Consider the following 14893-nt stretch of genomic DNA (forward strand, 5'->3'; position numbering starts at 1 on the left):
CTTGCGCATACTGTCGTTCGAGCCACTTACGCCCCCCACTCAAATAAAAGACGCTGAACGGCATGACTCGCATCGCCATCAACGGATTCGGCCGCATCGGACGCAACACCCTCCGCGCCCTGCTCCAGCGTGACAGCAAGCTGGAGGTGGCCGGCATCAACGACCTCAGCCCGCCCGGCACCCTGGCCCACCTGCTCAAGTACGACAGCGCGCAGGGCCGCCTGCACCGCCCGGTCGAGGTCGACGGGGCCGACCTGATCGTCGACGGCCACCGCATCCGGGTCACCGCCGAACGCGACCCGGCCAAACTGCCCTGGGCCGGCCTCAGCGTCGACGTGGTGCTGGAATCCACCGGCCGGTTCACCAAGGCCGACGCGGCCCGCGCCCACCTCGACGCCGGCGCGCGCCGCGTGCTGGTCAGCGCGCCCTCCGACGGCGCCGACGTCACGCTGGCCTACGGGGTCAACACCGGCGCCTACGACCCCGACCGGCACCTGATCGTCTCCAACGCGTCCTGCACGACCAACGCCCTGGCCCCGCTGGCCTCGGTGCTGGACGACGTGGCGGTCATCGAGCACGGCTTCATGACGACCGTCCACGCGTACACCCAGGAGCAGAACCTCCAGGACGGCCCGCACCGCGACCTGCGGCGCGCCCGCGCCGCCGCGGTGAACATCGCGCCCACCACCACCGGCGCGGCCAAGGCGATCGGCAAGGTGCTGCCCCGCCTGGACGGCAAGCTCTCCGGCGACTCGATCCGCGTTCCCGTGCCGGTGGGCTCGCTGGTCGAACTGAACACCACGGTCGCCCGCGCGGTCACCCGCGACGAGGTGCTCACCGCCTACCACGTCGCCGCCAAGGGCACCCTCGACGGCATCCTCGAATACTCCGACGAGCCCCTGGTCTCCAGCGACATCACCGGCAACCCGGCCTCGGCCGTCTTCGACGCCGCCCTGACCCGGGTCGAAGGCCGCCACATCAAGGTCGTCGCCTGGTACGACAACGAGTGGGGCTTCGCCAACCGGGTCATCGACACCCTGGAACTGATGGCCGGCGTCCGGTAGCCCCGCCAAACGTCAGGTCGCCGACCGGGCCGAGGCGATCGTCCGCGCCCGCGAAGCCGGTCCGGGCCGCTGAGGAAATCTGGCAATCTTGTCGGATGATTGCCAAAATCCAGTGGACCGTTTCGGTCCCGATCCTGGCCATCGCCGCCCTGATCCTGACGTGGGGCCGCGACCTGCCACCGCCGATCGTGATCATCGTCGGGCTGTTCCTGGCCGGTTCGGTGCTGGCCGCCGTGCATCACGCCGAGGTGGTCGCCCACAAGGTCGGTGAGCCGTACGGCTCCCTGGTTCTCGCCGTGGCCGTGACCATCATCGAGGTCGCCCTGATCGTCACCCTGATGATCAGTGGCGGCGAGAAGACCCAGTCGCTGGCCCGCGACACCGTCTTCGCCGCCGTGATGATCACCTGCAACGGCATCCTCGGCCTGTCCCTGCTGGTCGGCGCCATCCGCCGCCGCATCGCCGTCTTCAACCCCGAGGGCACCGGCGGCGCCCTGGCCGCCGTGGCCACCATCGCCACCCTCAGCCTGGTCCTGCCCAGCTTCACCACCAGCCGGAACGGCCCCGAGTTCTCGCCCGCCCAGCTCGCCTTCGCCGCCGTCGCCTCACTGGGCCTGTACCTGCTCTTCGTCCTGGTTCAGACCCGCCGCCACCGCGACTACTTCCTCCCCATCACCACCGCCGGCCAAGTGATCAACGAGGAGGAACACCTCGAGCCGCCCTCCGCCCGCTCGGCCGGCATCAGCCTCGGCGTCCTGCTGCTGGCCCTGATCGCCGTGGTCGGCCTGGCCAAGGGCGTCTCCCCGTCGATCGAGGCCGGCGTGGCCGGCGCCGGCCTGCCCCAATCCGTGGTCGGCGTCGTGATCGCCCTGCTCGTCCTGCTCCCGGAAACCATCGCCGCCGTCCGAGCCGCCGCCCGCGACCGCATGCAGACCAGCCTCAACCTGGCCCTCGGCTCAGCCATGGCCAGCATCGGCCTCACCATCCCGGCGATCGCCATCGCGATGATCTGGCTGAGCGGCCCCCTCCTGCTGGGCCTGGGCGGCACCCAGATCGTCCTCCTGGCCCTCACCATGATCGTCGGAACCCTGACCGTCGTCCCCGGCCGAGCCAACGTCCTCCAGGGCGGAATCCATCTAGGCCTCTTGGCCGTCTTCCTCTTCCTGGCCGCCAGCCCCTAGCGTCAGGCCGGCCTCGTTTGGCGTCGACCTCTCAAGATCAAGATGGCGAGCAAGATCAAGTTCAACGGCCTTGTTTCCCGCGTTCGTCGGGGTGCGGATCGTATGCTCCCGCGGGCTACGGGCTGGGGCCCATCGGAGATGGCCCGAGCCCTTCCGGGTCCGTGCGCGCAAGCCCAACCCCGTCGGGGTCGTCGGGTGGGCGGGCCGGAGCCCTCCGAATCGTGCGTGCAAGTCCACACCCGTCCAGGCTTCGGGCGGGTCGACGGAGGCGACTCGAGCCCTTCCAGGTTCGTGCACGCAGGCCCAACCCCGATGGACAGCCTCCCGGGCGAAGGTCCGGCCCATCCGCGCCGGCCGGGCTGCGCTGGTGCCCGCTCACCCTCGCTGCCGCCCCTCACCGGGCTGCCCGGCACCGGTGGTAGGCCCTGACGGTGTCCGGGCGGGCGACGCCGGGCTCGGCCCCACGTAGATGGGTGGGTCCCCGACTCCGCGCGCGCCACCCCCCGGTCTCGCAAATCCCGGCCTCGCGATCCCCGGCCCGCAAGCCTGGCCAGCAACTCTTCGCCCCGCGATTCCCGGCCCGCAGGCCCTCGGTCCGCAAGTCCTCGGGCCTCGGCCGGCGCGTGAGACCGCGCGCGGCACGGCCTCAGGGCGCGAGCGAGGCAAGTGGGAAGGGTGGGTGGGAGCCGCCACTGGCCCCGTGGTTCGGTGGCGGCTCCCGGCTTGGGGGGTCAGCTGGAGGAACGGATCACCAGGGTTGGCTCGTAGATGACTGAGGACACGCGCATGGTGCGGTCGTCGACTCGGGCCAGGAGGAGGCGGGCGCCCTCGGCGGCCATGTCCTCCAAGGGGTGGCGGACGGTGGTGAGGGCGGGGCTGGCGGCCAGGGCGGCGCTGCTGTCGTCGAAGCCGACCACGCGGACGTCGTCGGGGACGTGGCGGCCGGCGTCGCGCAGGACGGACTGGGCGCCCAGGGCCATCAGGTCGTTGGCGGCGAAGACGCCGTCGACGGCGGGCTGGGCGTCGAGCAGGGAGCGCATCGCGGCCTCGCCGGATTCGCGGGTGAAGTTGCCGTGGGCGATCGGGACCCAGCCGTGCCCGTGGCGGGCCATCGCCCGGCGGAAGCCGGTCACCCGGTCGCTGCTGGCGGGCACGTCGGCCGGGCCGGAGATCATGGCGATCTGGCGGGCGCCCCGGGCGACCAGGTGGTCGGCGGCCAGCGCGGCGCCGGTGTCGTTGGCCAGGTCGACGTAGTCGATCGGCACCGGTTCGGGCGGGCGGCCGATCAGCACCGCGGGGACGCCGGCGTCGGTGAGCATGCGGGGGAGCGGGTCGTGCGCGGGCAGCGACAGCACGACCGCCCCGTCGGCCTGGCCGTGCCGGAGGTCGCCGATCAGCCGGGTGCGCTGGTCGGGCGTACCCACGATCTGGAGGGCGAGTTGCACCCCGGCCGGCCGCAGCACGCTCATCAGCCCACCGACCACCCGGCCGAAGTAGGGGTCGGCGAAGAAACGGCCCATGAACGGGTCGTCGTCGTGGGCCTCCGAATCGGACACGACCAGAGCGATCGTGCCGGTGCGCCGGGTGACCAGCGACCGGGCCAGCCGGTTGGGCACGTAGCCGGTGGCGCCGACCGCGTTCCACACCTGCTCGTTGAGCTGCGGGTCGACGTTGCGGATGCCGTTGATGACCCGTGACGCGGTGGCCCGGGAGACGCCGGCGACGCGGGCCACGTCCTCCAGCGTCGGCAGGCGTTCGCCGACCGGGCTACGTCCCCTCGTGGCGGTCATGGACGCAGTTATAACACAGCCGTTGGAGAGCGCTCTCCGGCCGATGCTTCGAAAACCGACAAAACCGCCCGTGTATTGACCGCGCGGCAACCTGGGCGTAACACTTCGGAAAGCGCTCTCCAATCGATTTCCCCGAATCCCCCAGGAGAAGTGATGCGAACACGAAGAAGACGCCTGCTGATCACCTGCGCGGCGGTCGCCGTCGGCGGGGCGTTGGTCATCAACGCGCCGATGGCGCAGGCCGCCGACTCGCTGCTGTCACAGGGCCGGCCCACCCTCGCCTCGTCGACCGAGAACGGCGGCGCCCCGGCCGCCGCCGCGGTCGACGGGCGCAACGACACCCGATGGGGCAGTGCCTGGAGCGACCCGCAGTGGCTGCGCGTCGACCTCGGCGCGACCGCCACCATCAGCCGCGTCGACGTGCGCTGGGAGGCCGCGTACGCCAAGGCCTTCCAGATCCAGACCAGCGCCGACGGCAACAACTGGACGACCGTCTACTCGACGACCACCGCGACCGGCGGCAACCAGTCGCTGGCGGTCAGCGGCAGCGGCCGTTACGTCCGGATGTACGGCACCCAGCGCGGCACCGGCTACGGCTACTCGCTCTACGAGTTCCAGGTGTACGGCGCCGGCGGCTCGACCCCGCCCGGCGGCGACGGCTACGTCCCGGCGAACCCGCCGGTCACCGGTGTCGTCCCGTCCACCCAGGTGCCGCCGGCGACCAACCCGCCGACCACACACCACGAGTTCCAGATGAACTGCTCGGTCAGCCGGTCCAACCTGCCGGACGACCCGATCGTGTTCCCGGGCCTGCCGGGCGCCTCGCACTCGCACACGTTCATGGGCAACAACTCCACGAACGCGATGTCGACGCTGGGCAGCCTCCAGGCCGGCGGCACGTCGTGCATCACGCCGGGCGACAAGACCGGCTACTGGATGCCGACCCTGCTCAACGGCACCACCGCGGTGCAGCCGGTGGGCCGGCAGGTCATCTACTACAAGTCCGGCGTGATCGACTACCGCAGCGTGCGGCCGTCCCCGCCCGGGCTGCGGTACGTGGTCGGCAGCCCGAGCGCCACGCAGAGCGAGTTCCAGAACGCGCCCGGGGCGGTCGAGGGCTGGGAGTGTGGCGACAGCTCGTTCAACTGGGACTTCCCGGCCACCTGCCCGGCCGGCTCCCAGCTCAACATCCGCATGCAGGCGCCGTCCTGCTGGAACGGCCTCTACCTGGACACGCCGGACCACAAGAGCCACATGGCGTACCCGACGCTCGGGGTCTGCCCGGCCAGTCACCCGGTCGCGGTGCCGATGATCGAGTTCAAGATGGCGTTCCCGGTCAGCGGCAACATGGCCGACGTGCGGCTGTCGAGCGGGCGTGGCTACACGTTCCACTACGACTTCTACAACGTGTGGGACTCGCCGACGCTGGCCGCCCTGACCACCCACTGCATCAACGGTGGTCTCCAGTGTGACCCGCGCGGCTTCGACCTCTACAAGCCGGATCGCGGCGCGGCGCTGAACGAGAACTACGAACTGCCCCGATAACAGAAATTAGGAGCACTTATTTCACGGCCGGGGGGAACTTCGGCAAAAGGGATTCGCGATCGCTGATCATTCGCTCCGCGAGTGCTTTGGTACGCGGTTCCACCCCGGCCGTGGTCTCACTCTTCGCCAGCTTCACGCCCTGATCCAGATGGGCCCGCACCTGCTCGCGGAAGATCTGGTCGAACGCCGCCCCCTCGGCCGCGGCCGCCCGGGTCACCACCTCGGGCGTCACCATCCCCGGCATCGGCATGCCCTTGTGCGGGTTCTCGGCGGGCAGCCCGGCCGCGTCGTGGAGCGCCCGCAGCTCGGTCAGATCGCGCACGTTCACGTCATTGACCTGCGAGGCGATGCCTTTCACGGCATTGTCCCGGCTCTGCTCGCCGGCCAGCTCGAGCAGCGGGGTCAGTTCCTCGTTCATCGCGATGTTGATCTCGATCCAGGCGCGGTCGGTGCCACCGAACGAGGTGGACGGCGCGGCCGGAGGCGGTGGCACGGCCGGCGACGCGGGGGAGTCGCAGGCGCACAGTCCGGCCATCAGCAGAACCAGGGCGGGGGCAAGGGTACGGCGGGGCACAACGGGAGTCTCGGCCTTTTCCGGCGAACGTGTCAATGCGCGAGGCAATTTCCGGAACCGTGGACGTATTGACGTCCTGCAACGTGCGGGAAACAATTGCCTTACCTGGGAGAGCGCTTTCCTAACCCCTCTTCTCCCCGCCGCCGTTCCCACGGCGAGATTGTTCCGTCCCCATGGCGGCCCGGCCCGTTTCCCCGCGGGCCGGGCCGCCACAGATCCCCACGACAGGCAGGATCATGACACCTGATCTCAGGCGGCGTACCCGCCGTACCCGCCGAACTCTCACCGCGGCCGCCGCCGGCCTCGCGACCGTGCTCGGCCTGACCATCGTCAGCGTCACCAGCGCGCAGGCCGCCGCCTGCGGCACCACCAACGTCGCCCTGAACAAGCCGGCCACGGCCAGCTCCAGCGAGGGCGCCGGCTACGCGGCCGGGCTGGCCGTCGACGGCAACACCGGCACCCGCTGGGCCAGCGCGTTCAGCGACCCGCAATGGATCCAGGTCGACCTGGGCAGCACCGTCTCGCTCTGCCAGGTCGACCTGAGCTGGGAGGCGGCGTACGGCCGGAGCTTCCAGATCCAGACCAGCACCAACGGCACCGCCTGGACGAACATCTACTCGACGACCACCGGCGCTGGCGGCACGCAGAACCTGACCGTCGCGGGTGAAGGCCGCTACCTGCGCGTCTACGGCACCGCCCGGGCCACCGGCTACGGCTACTCGCTGTGGGAGCTGAGGGCGTTCACCGGTGACGGCGGCCCGGCCAACCCGGACCCGGTCGAGCCGACCGACCCGCGCAACCCCAACTTCGGCCCGAACGTCAACGTCTACGACCCGTCGACGCCCACGGCCACCATCCAGAACCGGCTCAACCAGCTGTTCACCGCCCAGGAGCGCAACCAGTTCGGCCCCGAGCGGTACGCGGTCCTGTTCAAGCCCGGCACCTACACGGCCGACGTCAACCTGGGCTTCTTCGAGCAGGTGGCCGGGCTGGGGATGTCCCCCGACGACGTCAACCTCAACGGCCACGTGCGCGTCGAGGCGAACTGGATGAACGGCAACGCGACCCAGAACTTCTGGCGTACCGCGGAGAACCTGTCGGTGACCCTGCCGGCCGGCACCACCGTGGAGCGGTACGCGGTCTCCCAGGCCGCGCCGTACCGCCGCATGCACCTGCGCGGCGCGCAGAACCAGATCCAGCTGTGGAACGGTGGCGACGGCTGGTCGTCCGGCGGCCTGATGGCCGACACCAAGGTGGACGGTGCGGTCGTCTCCGGCTCGCAGCAGCAGTGGTACTCCCGCAACAGCGAGTTCGGCAGCTGGGCCGGCTCGGTCTGGAACATGGTCTTCCAGGGTGTGCAGGGCGCCCCGCCGCCGCACTTCCCGAACCCGTCACACACGGTGGTCAACACGACTCCGGTCGTACGCGAGAAGCCGTTCCTGTATTTCGCCAACGGTGAGTACCGGGTCTTCGTGCCCGCGCTGCGGCAGAACAGCACCGGCACGAGCTGGTACAACAAGACCCCCGCGGGCGCCTCGATCTCGCTGGCCGACTTCTTCATCGTCCGGCCCGGCACGACCGCGGCGACCATCAACAACGCGCTGTCCCAGGGCAAGCACCTGCTGGTCACCCCCGGCACCCACCACGTCAACCAGACGATCAACGTGACCCGGGCCAACACGGTCATCCTCGGCCTGGGCCTGGCCACGTTCTTCGCCGACAACGGCGTCACCCCGCTGAAGATCGCCGACGTCGACGGCGTGAAGGTGGCCGGCATCATGTTCGACGCCGGCGCGGTCACGTCCCCGTCGCTCATGGAGGTCGGCGCCCCCGGCTCCAGCACCGACCACAGCGCCAACCCGACCTCGCTGCACGACGTCTTCTTCCGCATCGGCGGCCCCGGCGTCGGCAAGGCCACCAACACGCTCGTCATCAACAGCGACGACGTGATCGGCGACCACATGTGGCTGTGGCGCGCCGACCACGGCGACGGCGTCGGCTGGAACGTCAACACGGCCGATCAGGGCCTGATCGTCAACGGCGACGACGTCACCATGTACGGCCTGTTCGTCGAGCACTTCCAGAAGTACCAGACGGTCTGGAACGGCGAGCGCGGCCGGACCTACTTCTACCAGAACGAGATGCCCTACGAGATGCCCAACCAGGTCGCCTGGATGAACGGCTCCACCAGGGGTTACGCGGCCTACAAGGTCGCCGACCCGGTCAACGACCACCAGGCCTGGGGGCTGGGCAGCTACTGCGTCTTCACCCTCGACCAGTCGGTGGTCGGCGAACGCGCCTTCGAGGCCCCGGTCAAGCCCGGCATCAGATTCACCAACATGGTCACGGTGTCATTGGGCGGCCAAGGAACCATCAACCGCATCATCAACGACAAGGGCGCCCCAGCCGTCCGCGGAGCCGAAACCCAGTATTTGACGACAGGTCCATAACCAAGATCAAGATCAGGATCCGGTCGTGGCGGGGGCAGTGGTGCAGACCGCTGCTCCCGCCGAGGTCCTCTCTTCTTGCAGATCAAGAGCTTCGTGTCGTAGCGGGGTGGCTGGTGCAGACCGCTGCTCCCGCCGAGGTCGGTCCGGGTGGCCGCACGCTTCGCTTCCGCAGCCACCCTCCCTGCGACGTGCGTGAGTGGTTGCGCCCGCCGCTAACGCGGCACTACCCCGACCACGCTCGTGGTGACGCCCTCCTTCGTGGCGTGAGTGCGTCTGCGGTTAGCGCGGCACCACACCGACCACGCTCGTGGTTACGGCTGTGTACTCGGCGACCTTGCCGGTCGGCAGGCCCGCCCACATCTCGGTTCCGGGCCTGGTGAGCACCAAGCGTTGGCCGATGAGCCGGCCGGTGTCCGGGTCGATGACGATCTCGTGCCGCAGGCCGTCCTCGGTGATGCCCAGCCCGACGCCGTGGCGGCCGTCGAGGTTCACGGTGTCCGAGGTGAGGTGGAGGCCGGGCACTCTCTCCAGGGCCCGGAAGAGGTTTGCCCGCACCGAGGCCGGCGCGTCGGCGGTGAGCACGCCGGCCGCCATCGGGAGCATGTCCGCGCGCCCGCCGAGGTTGTCGTCCTCGAGTCGCTTGTAGAGCTTGGCCGGATCGGTCGGCAGACCGGCCAGGAAGCGTGGCGTCGGCTCATACCAGTCGCCCGGACGCTGGTCGCAGCTCGGGCGCTCGGTGGTCTCGCCAAGCCGGCCGTTGTCGCTCGGGTAGTCGCCGCAGGGCCCGGCCTCCCGGGTGCGTCCCGGAATGCTCCGGAGCCCCCCGTCACCCTCGCGGCGCACGAGTTCGTCGTCGCCGACCAGCCACTGTGTCTTGCCGGTGACCGTGGTGACCTTGACCCACTCGTGAGAGCGCTCGTGCGGGACCCAGGTCTCGTGGATGGTCTCCTGCAGCTGAGCCAGACTCTTCCCGCCGCGGGTCTGTGCCGCGCCCAGCGCCCACTCGTGCTTCTCGGTGTAGAAGTACTGCCCGGGCGCCGTCGGACCGCCCGTGGTGGCCGCGGCCGCCCGGTCGAGCTGCGCGACCGCCGCGGCGCTGGCCGCCGGGGTCCCGCCGCCGCCGAACCCGATCGCGGCGCCCGCGAGGACGACAACCGCCGCGGCGGCCGCCCACCACGCCCGGCGCGGCCGACCCGGAAGAACGACCGCCACGGGCGCGGGTGCCGCCGGAGCGAGAACGAACGTTCTTTCTCGCTCCGGTCCGGCGGGGGCGGGCATATCGATCTCGATCGGGGGGGAGAGAACGAGCGTTTGTTCTCGCTGCAGGCGCTCCAGGGCCCGTGAGCGGGCGGCGAAAGAGAAAGCTGGGCCGGGAGGCTGGTCAGCGAGCGCCCGATCCAGTTCACCATCAGTCCACATCGGCGGCTTCTCCTTCGACAGCGACCGTCGGTGCGGCGGCGCGCAGGTGGTGGCGTACCCGATGGAGCCGTGAGCGGACCGTCCCGGCCGGCACCCCCAGCGCCTCGGCGATCTCCTGGTTGGTGAGCCCGGCCCAGGTGCTCAGCAGCAGCACGTCCCGGTCGGCCGGGGGCAGGGCGGCGATGGCCACCCGCAACTGAGCGGCGCGCATCTGGGCGTCCACCCGGTCGACGACCCGGCTCTCGTGGCTGTCGGAGCGGTCGGCGAACGTCAGCCGTTCCGTGGCGGCGTCCTCCCGGCCGCGCCGCCGCACGTGGTTGTTGGCCAGGTTGGTGGCGATCCCGTAGAGCCACGCCCGCGCCGAGCCCCGCCGCGCGTCGAAGCCCCCGCGCAACGCCGCCACGAACGTGTCCCCGACCAGGTCGTCGGCGGCCACACCGACCCGGCGCGCCAGATAGCGGTGCAGTTCGTCGGCGTGCCTTTCGAAGAGCACCCCGACGTCGGCGTCGACCTTGTTGACAGTCATCACCATTGTTCTTGGTCGCGGCCGGGCGGGGCGTTCACGCCGGCGGGGTCACCTGGGTCCGCCACATCCAGCGGCGGGGCGGGACGTCGGAGAAGCCGGCCCGGGCGTACACGTCGTGGGCGTCGGTCGTGGCCAGCACCATGGTGCGGATGTGCTGGTCGTCCAGGTGGGCGCAGACCTGCTGGGTCATCCAGGTGCCGATGCCACGGCCGCGGGCGGCCCGGTCGACGAACACGTCGGCCAGGTACGCGAACGTCAGCCCGTCGGTCACCACGCGGGTGAACGCCACCTGGCCGGTATCGGAGTAGACGCCGTACGGGCGGGACGCGGCGACGATGCCGCGTGTCTGTTCCGCGGTGCGGTCGAGGGCCCACCACGCGTCGGTGGAGAGCCAGCGATGCACGCGGTCCAGGTCGATGGCGTCACGGTCGTCGGTCAGCAGCAGGCCGTCATCACGGCGGACGGAGAACACCCTGACATTCAAGACAACCGGTCGATCACGGTCGGGATCGGCCCCGCGGGTTCAGGCGAGGAACGAGTCGGCGGCGACGAACCGGGCGGCGAGAGCGGACATCTCGTCGTCCGGGCGTTCGCTCAGGGCGCGGACCGTGCCGGCCAGCATGTCGGCCACCTGGATCTGCGGGCAGTCCTCGATGGCCACGAACCGCAGACCGGTCATCAGCCCGTCGCACTGCTCGCGGATCAGCTCGACCCGGCGCTCGGGCAACATGATCTGGCGGTCGTGCACGACGGTGGCCGGGCCCCAGCGCTTCACGGCCGAGATCAGTGCGGGCATCAGCGGGTCGAGGACCGAGTTGGCCACCCGGTCGGTGGCCAGCCACTCGCGGAACAGCTCGGCCCGCTCGCGGCCGGCATCATCCAGGCCGGATACCCGGAAGAACTCGTCGACCACCCCGGGCTGGTCCTTGCCGCGCAGCATGTCGTTGGCGGCGGCCAGCACGTAGGGCGAGTGGTCCAGCGACTCCACCGGAATGTCCAGCAGTGAGGCGGTGCGGGTGGCCACCCAGTGGGCCTTGTCCAGCAGGAAGACGCTGCCGAGGCCGGCCACGGGGCCGTCGGGCGAGAGGAACCAGCGCAGCGTCGGCCGGTGCTTCTCGCGCAGCAGGTGACCGGCCCGGTAGGAGGTCGCCGGGGACTTCACCCGGGAGCGGAGCGAAGCCAGCAGGGCGGCCGCGTCGGCGTGGGACATGAGAACGGAGGCGTGCGCGAACAGCGGCTTCGTGGAGTCGATGAGCTTTTCGCCCTCGTACCCCGACTCGTCGCAATATACGAAGCGCACGCCTCCCTTCTACCGTTCGGCTAGCTGCGATACACACCCATTTCCCAGAGCGAGTAGCCGAAGCCGGTCGCCCGGGTGGTGCCGTTGACCCGGACGTACCGCCCGGAGCCGGTGATGTTGAGCGAGTCGAATCCGCCGTCGCCGCTGGTCGTCGAGTAGACGTTGGTCCAGCTGTTGCCGTCGGCCGAGGTCTGGATCTGGTACGAGCTCGCGTACGCCGCCTCCCACGCCAGCTGCACGTGGTTGAACGACTGCACCGAGCCCAGGTCGACCTGGAACCACGCGGTGTCCAGCCACTCCGACGCCCACCGGGTCCCGTAGTCGCCATCCACCGCGTACGCCGGCAGCTGCGGCCCGTTCGTGCCGGTCGGCTGGTACGTCGACGCGGTCGCCGGCCGGCCGCGGGACAGGTTGGCGCCGGGCACGGTCGGCGGGACGACCCGGAACGACCGCTGCTCGATGCCGACGTTGCCCTGGCCGTCGAACGCGTACACGTACACCTTCCAGACGCCCAGCTGCTCGGGCGCCCGTACCGTGAAGCTGTTGCCGTTCTGGGTGAACGACAGGTTCTTCAGGCCGGTGCTGCCGGTGATGTGCTTGTCGCCGGCCATCAGGTTGTAGCGGATCAGGTCACCCTGCGGATCGCCGGCGGTGACACCGACGGTGAAGGTGCCGCCGGCCGGGACCGCGGTGGGTGAGCTGACCGACATCGCGGTGATCTCCGGCGGGGTGTTGGGCGCGGCCTGCCCGGCGTACGCCTGCCGGAGCGCGTGGTAGCCGAGCCGCCGCCAGCCGCCGGTGGTGGTGTTCAGCCACACGCCGCCGAAGTCGTTCTCCAGCCCGTAGTGGAACTCGGTCGCGCCCAGCGCCACGCCCGGGTGCCCCTTGATCGCGTTCCAGCTGTCCGTGTAGCCCTGCCGCTTCTGCAGGTCGGTCGGCTCGGTCGGCACCCCGTTGGCGTCGTTGGGCACCTCCCACTCGCCGTCCGGGCCGCCTTCGGTGAGCACGTACGGCTTGGTGTAGCCGCCGGCGATCCAGTCCCGCTTGATCGTGTCGGCCGCGCCGTACGAGTTCACCGCGAGCAGGTCGAGCGCGGGGGAGTACTGCTTGTAGTAGGTCCAGGCCTGGGTGTACGCGTCGGTCGAGGTGACCGGGTGGTTCGGGTCGGCGGCGTGGATGGCCACCGCGACCTCGTTGACGAACCGGGCGTACGCCACCCGCCGCGCCTCGACCACGTCGGCCGCGAGCCCGTGGTCCTGCATGGTCAGGATGACCTCGTTGCCGACGTCCCACATCAGCACGCCCTGGCGGTTCTTCAGCGCGTTGACCCGGTTGACGATCTCGGTCTTGGCGGCGTTCTTGTACGCGGTGTCGTTGACGTAGTCGGCGCCCTGGTTGAGCCAGTGCCCGACGATCACCTTGATGCCCTGCTGGGCCGCCCGGTCGAGCAGCGCCGGCGTGTTCGCGTCGTCCACGCCCCAGGTGCGGATCGTGTTGACGCCCATGTTCTTCAGGTCGCGCGTGTAGCCGTCGGCGGCCGCCTGCGGCGGACCGTACGTGATGCCCTTGATCTCGTAGGGCGCGCCGTTGACCTGGAGCTGCCAGGTGCCCTGCGAGCCGGTGACCCGGACCGTGCTCGGCCCGGCCGGCGTCGCCGGGTCGGTCATCGCGGCCGGTGTCGTCCCGGTCGCCCGGCTGACCGTCACCGAGTCGACGCTGAGCACGCCGCCGCTGGTCGTCTCGGCCGTCGGGGTGGTGCGCCCGGCGATCGCGTTCGGCAGCGAGCCGCCGATGGCCAGGTCGAGCCGCAGGTAGAAGCCGTGCTGCACGGCCGCCGCCCACGCGGTCACGCCGACCTGCGACTCGCGGACCACCCAGGTCTGCCGCCCGTCCAGGGAGAACCGGACCTCCTCGTCGGTCTTGGTGCGGTCGATCACCTGGGCGAACTCGTGATAGCCGGTGGCGCAGCCGGTGCACGAGGCCAGCCCGCTGGACCGGCCGTTGTACTCGGCGCAGGGTCCGTCCGGGGCGGTGCCGCAGTGCAACGTCTGGGCCAGCTGACCGCGGCCGTTGACGTCGACCATGATGTCGGTCTCGCCGACGCCCGGCCAGTTGTTGAAGTTGCCGCGGTACGCCGCGCCGGTCGCCCGGAACCCCGGCCAGTAGCCGAGCCCGTTGCCGACGTTCGGCTGCTTGAGCACCGCCGCGAACTTGATCATCTCGCCGCGCTGCGGGGTGAAGTCGGTGCGCTGGGTCTCGAGGCGGCCGGACGTCCACCGGCCGGCGCCGTCCCGCAGTGCGGTGATGTTCAGCTTGCCCCCGCCGTCGAGCGACACGTTGGCGGTGGCGTTGCTGGCCGTCTCGACCGAGCCGGTGCCCCAGTTCGCGGCGCCGCCCGGGTACTGCGTGCCGGTGCGCATCAGCCAGTTCGCCGCGGCCGGGCTGGTGCCGGCCGGCCCGTCGAAGGTGTCCTGCCAGACGTTGGTCCAGCCGGGCTCCGGATCCGGCGTCGGCGTGGTGCCGCCGGTCGAGCCGTAGACCTCGAACTCCCACAGCGAGTAGCCGTAGCCGGTGCCGCGGGCGGTGCCGTTCATGCGCACGTAGCGGCCGCTGCCGGTGACGTTGAGGGTGTCGGTGCCGCCGGTGCGGCCGGTCTGGGTGGAGATGGTGGTCCAGGCGGTGCCGTTGGCCGAGGTCTGGATCTGGTACGCGCTGCCGTACGCGGTCTCCCAGCGCAGCACGACCTGGGAAATCGTCGCGGTGGCGCCGAGGTCGACCTGGAGCCACTGGGGATCGCTGAACTGGCTCGACCATCGGGTCGCGGTGTTGCCGTCGACGGCGTTGGCCGCGACGACGTCGTTGCCCTCGGCCGACGAGGCGGTGGCGGGCTTGCCCTGGGAGATGAGGGGATCGGCGGCCCGGGCGGCCGTGGGGACGGCCAGCCAGGCGGCGAGAACGGTGAGGACGATGCTTCGCTCGAGGAATTTCCGGCGGCGGGGATGCATGGGGACTCCTTCTCAGCGCTCGGGGAAAGCGCTCTCCAT

The 14893-nt window shown here is 70.6% G+C and carries 11 protein-coding genes; 4 read left to right on the forward strand and 7 right to left on the reverse strand.

Annotated features, from left to right (window positions below):
* The first annotated feature begins 62 nt into the window (after window positions 1–62).
* Together gap and AB0M54_RS35495 are read left to right on the forward strand one after the other, a co-directional pair.
* Window positions 63–1064 (forward strand): type I glyceraldehyde-3-phosphate dehydrogenase, encoded by a 1002-nt coding sequence (gene gap / locus AB0M54_RS35490; protein ID WP_364476189.1) that lies wholly within the window; start codon window positions 63–65, stop codon window positions 1062–1064.
* 95 nt (window positions 1065–1159) lie between these two features.
* Window positions 1160–2245 carry an ionic transporter y4hA gene (locus tag AB0M54_RS35495; protein ID WP_364476191.1) on the forward strand — a complete coding sequence of 362 codons (1086 nt, stop codon included), beginning with the start codon at window positions 1160–1162 and terminating at the stop codon, window positions 2243–2245.
* A gap of 731 nt (window positions 2246–2976) precedes the next feature.
* Here the strand turns inward: AB0M54_RS35495 and AB0M54_RS35500 are convergent.
* A complete protein-coding gene (locus AB0M54_RS35500) occupies window positions 2977–4035 on the reverse strand; it encodes a LacI family DNA-binding transcriptional regulator (RefSeq protein WP_364328457.1) in 1059 nt (352 codons plus the stop codon).
* 153 nt (window positions 4036–4188) lie between these two features.
* On the opposite strand from AB0M54_RS35500, the gene AB0M54_RS35505 reads away from it, so the two are divergent.
* The gene (locus AB0M54_RS35505) at window positions 4189–5580 is read left to right on the forward strand and encodes a DUF1996 domain-containing protein (protein WP_364476193.1); all 1392 of its coding nucleotides are present in this window, start codon (window positions 4189–4191) and stop codon (window positions 5578–5580) included.
* A gap of 16 nt (window positions 5581–5596) precedes the next feature.
* Here AB0M54_RS35505 and AB0M54_RS35510 read toward each other — a convergent pair whose 3' ends face one another.
* Entirely contained in the window at window positions 5597–6154 is a 558-nt protein-coding gene (locus AB0M54_RS35510; RefSeq protein WP_364476195.1) for a DUF305 domain-containing protein, read from the reverse strand.
* Between the two features lie 236 nt (window positions 6155–6390).
* Here AB0M54_RS35510 and AB0M54_RS35515 point away from each other — a divergent pair, with 236 nt between their 5' ends.
* Window positions 6391–8604, forward strand: a complete 2214-nt coding sequence (locus tag AB0M54_RS35515; protein ID WP_364476197.1) for a discoidin domain-containing protein — start codon at window positions 6391–6393, stop codon at window positions 8602–8604.
* A gap of 279 nt (window positions 8605–8883) precedes the next feature.
* Here AB0M54_RS35515 and AB0M54_RS35520 read toward each other — a convergent pair whose 3' ends face one another.
* From AB0M54_RS35520 to AB0M54_RS35540, 5 genes are read right to left on the reverse strand one after another with little or no spacing between them, the layout of a single operon-like run.
* Window positions 8884–10023, reverse strand: a complete 1140-nt coding sequence (locus AB0M54_RS35520; RefSeq protein ID WP_364476199.1) for a CU044_5270 family protein — start codon at window positions 10021–10023, stop codon at window positions 8884–8886.
* A complete protein-coding gene (locus AB0M54_RS35525; RefSeq protein ID WP_364476201.1) occupies window positions 10013–10549 on the reverse strand; it encodes an RNA polymerase sigma factor in 537 nt (178 codons plus the stop codon). Before AB0M54_RS35525 ends, AB0M54_RS35520 begins: the two co-directional genes overlap by 11 nt.
* 34 nt (window positions 10550–10583) lie before the next feature.
* Entirely contained in the window at window positions 10584–11021 is a 438-nt protein-coding gene (locus tag AB0M54_RS35530; RefSeq protein WP_364328442.1) for a GNAT family N-acetyltransferase, read from the reverse strand.
* 51 nt (window positions 11022–11072) lie between these two features.
* The gene (locus AB0M54_RS35535) at window positions 11073–11849 is read right to left on the reverse strand and encodes a DUF3800 domain-containing protein (protein ID WP_364476203.1); all 777 of its coding nucleotides are present in this window, start codon (window positions 11847–11849) and stop codon (window positions 11073–11075) included.
* Between the two features lie 20 nt (window positions 11850–11869).
* On the reverse strand, window positions 11870–14854 hold the full coding sequence (locus AB0M54_RS35540) for a discoidin domain-containing protein (protein ID WP_364476205.1): 2985 nt from the start codon (window positions 14852–14854) through the stop codon (window positions 11870–11872).
* Window positions 14855–14893 lie beyond the last annotated feature (39 nt).

Origin of the sequence: Actinoplanes sp. NPDC051470, from assembly GCF_040682035.1 — a bacterium.
GTDB lineage: Bacteria > Actinomycetota > Actinomycetes > Mycobacteriales > Micromonosporaceae > Actinoplanes.

Excerpts from the sequence above, each read along its gene's own strand:
- gap (WP_364476189.1), top strand. The coding sequence starts at position 63 with ATGACTCGCATCGCCATCAACGGATTCGGCCGCATCGGACGCAACACC.
- AB0M54_RS35495 (WP_364476191.1), top strand. The coding sequence starts at position 1,160 with ATGATTGCCAAAATCCAGTGGACCGTTTCGGTCCCGATCCTGGCCATC.
- AB0M54_RS35500 (WP_364328457.1), bottom strand. The coding sequence starts at position 4,035 with ATGACCGCCACGAGGGGACGTAGCCCGGTCGGCGAACGCCTGCCGACG.
- AB0M54_RS35505 (WP_364476193.1), top strand. The coding sequence starts at position 4,189 with ATGCGAACACGAAGAAGACGCCTGCTGATCACCTGCGCGGCGGTCGCC.
- AB0M54_RS35515 (WP_364476197.1), top strand. The coding sequence starts at position 6,391 with ATGACACCTGATCTCAGGCGGCGTACCCGCCGTACCCGCCGAACTCTC.
- AB0M54_RS35520 (WP_364476199.1), bottom strand. The coding sequence starts at position 10,023 with ATGTGGACTGATGGTGAACTGGATCGGGCGCTCGCTGACCAGCCTCCC.
- AB0M54_RS35525 (WP_364476201.1), bottom strand. The coding sequence starts at position 10,549 with ATGACTGTCAACAAGGTCGACGCCGACGTCGGGGTGCTCTTCGAAAGG.
- AB0M54_RS35540 (WP_364476205.1), bottom strand. The coding sequence starts at position 14,854 with ATGCATCCCCGCCGCCGGAAATTCCTCGAGCGAAGCATCGTCCTCACC.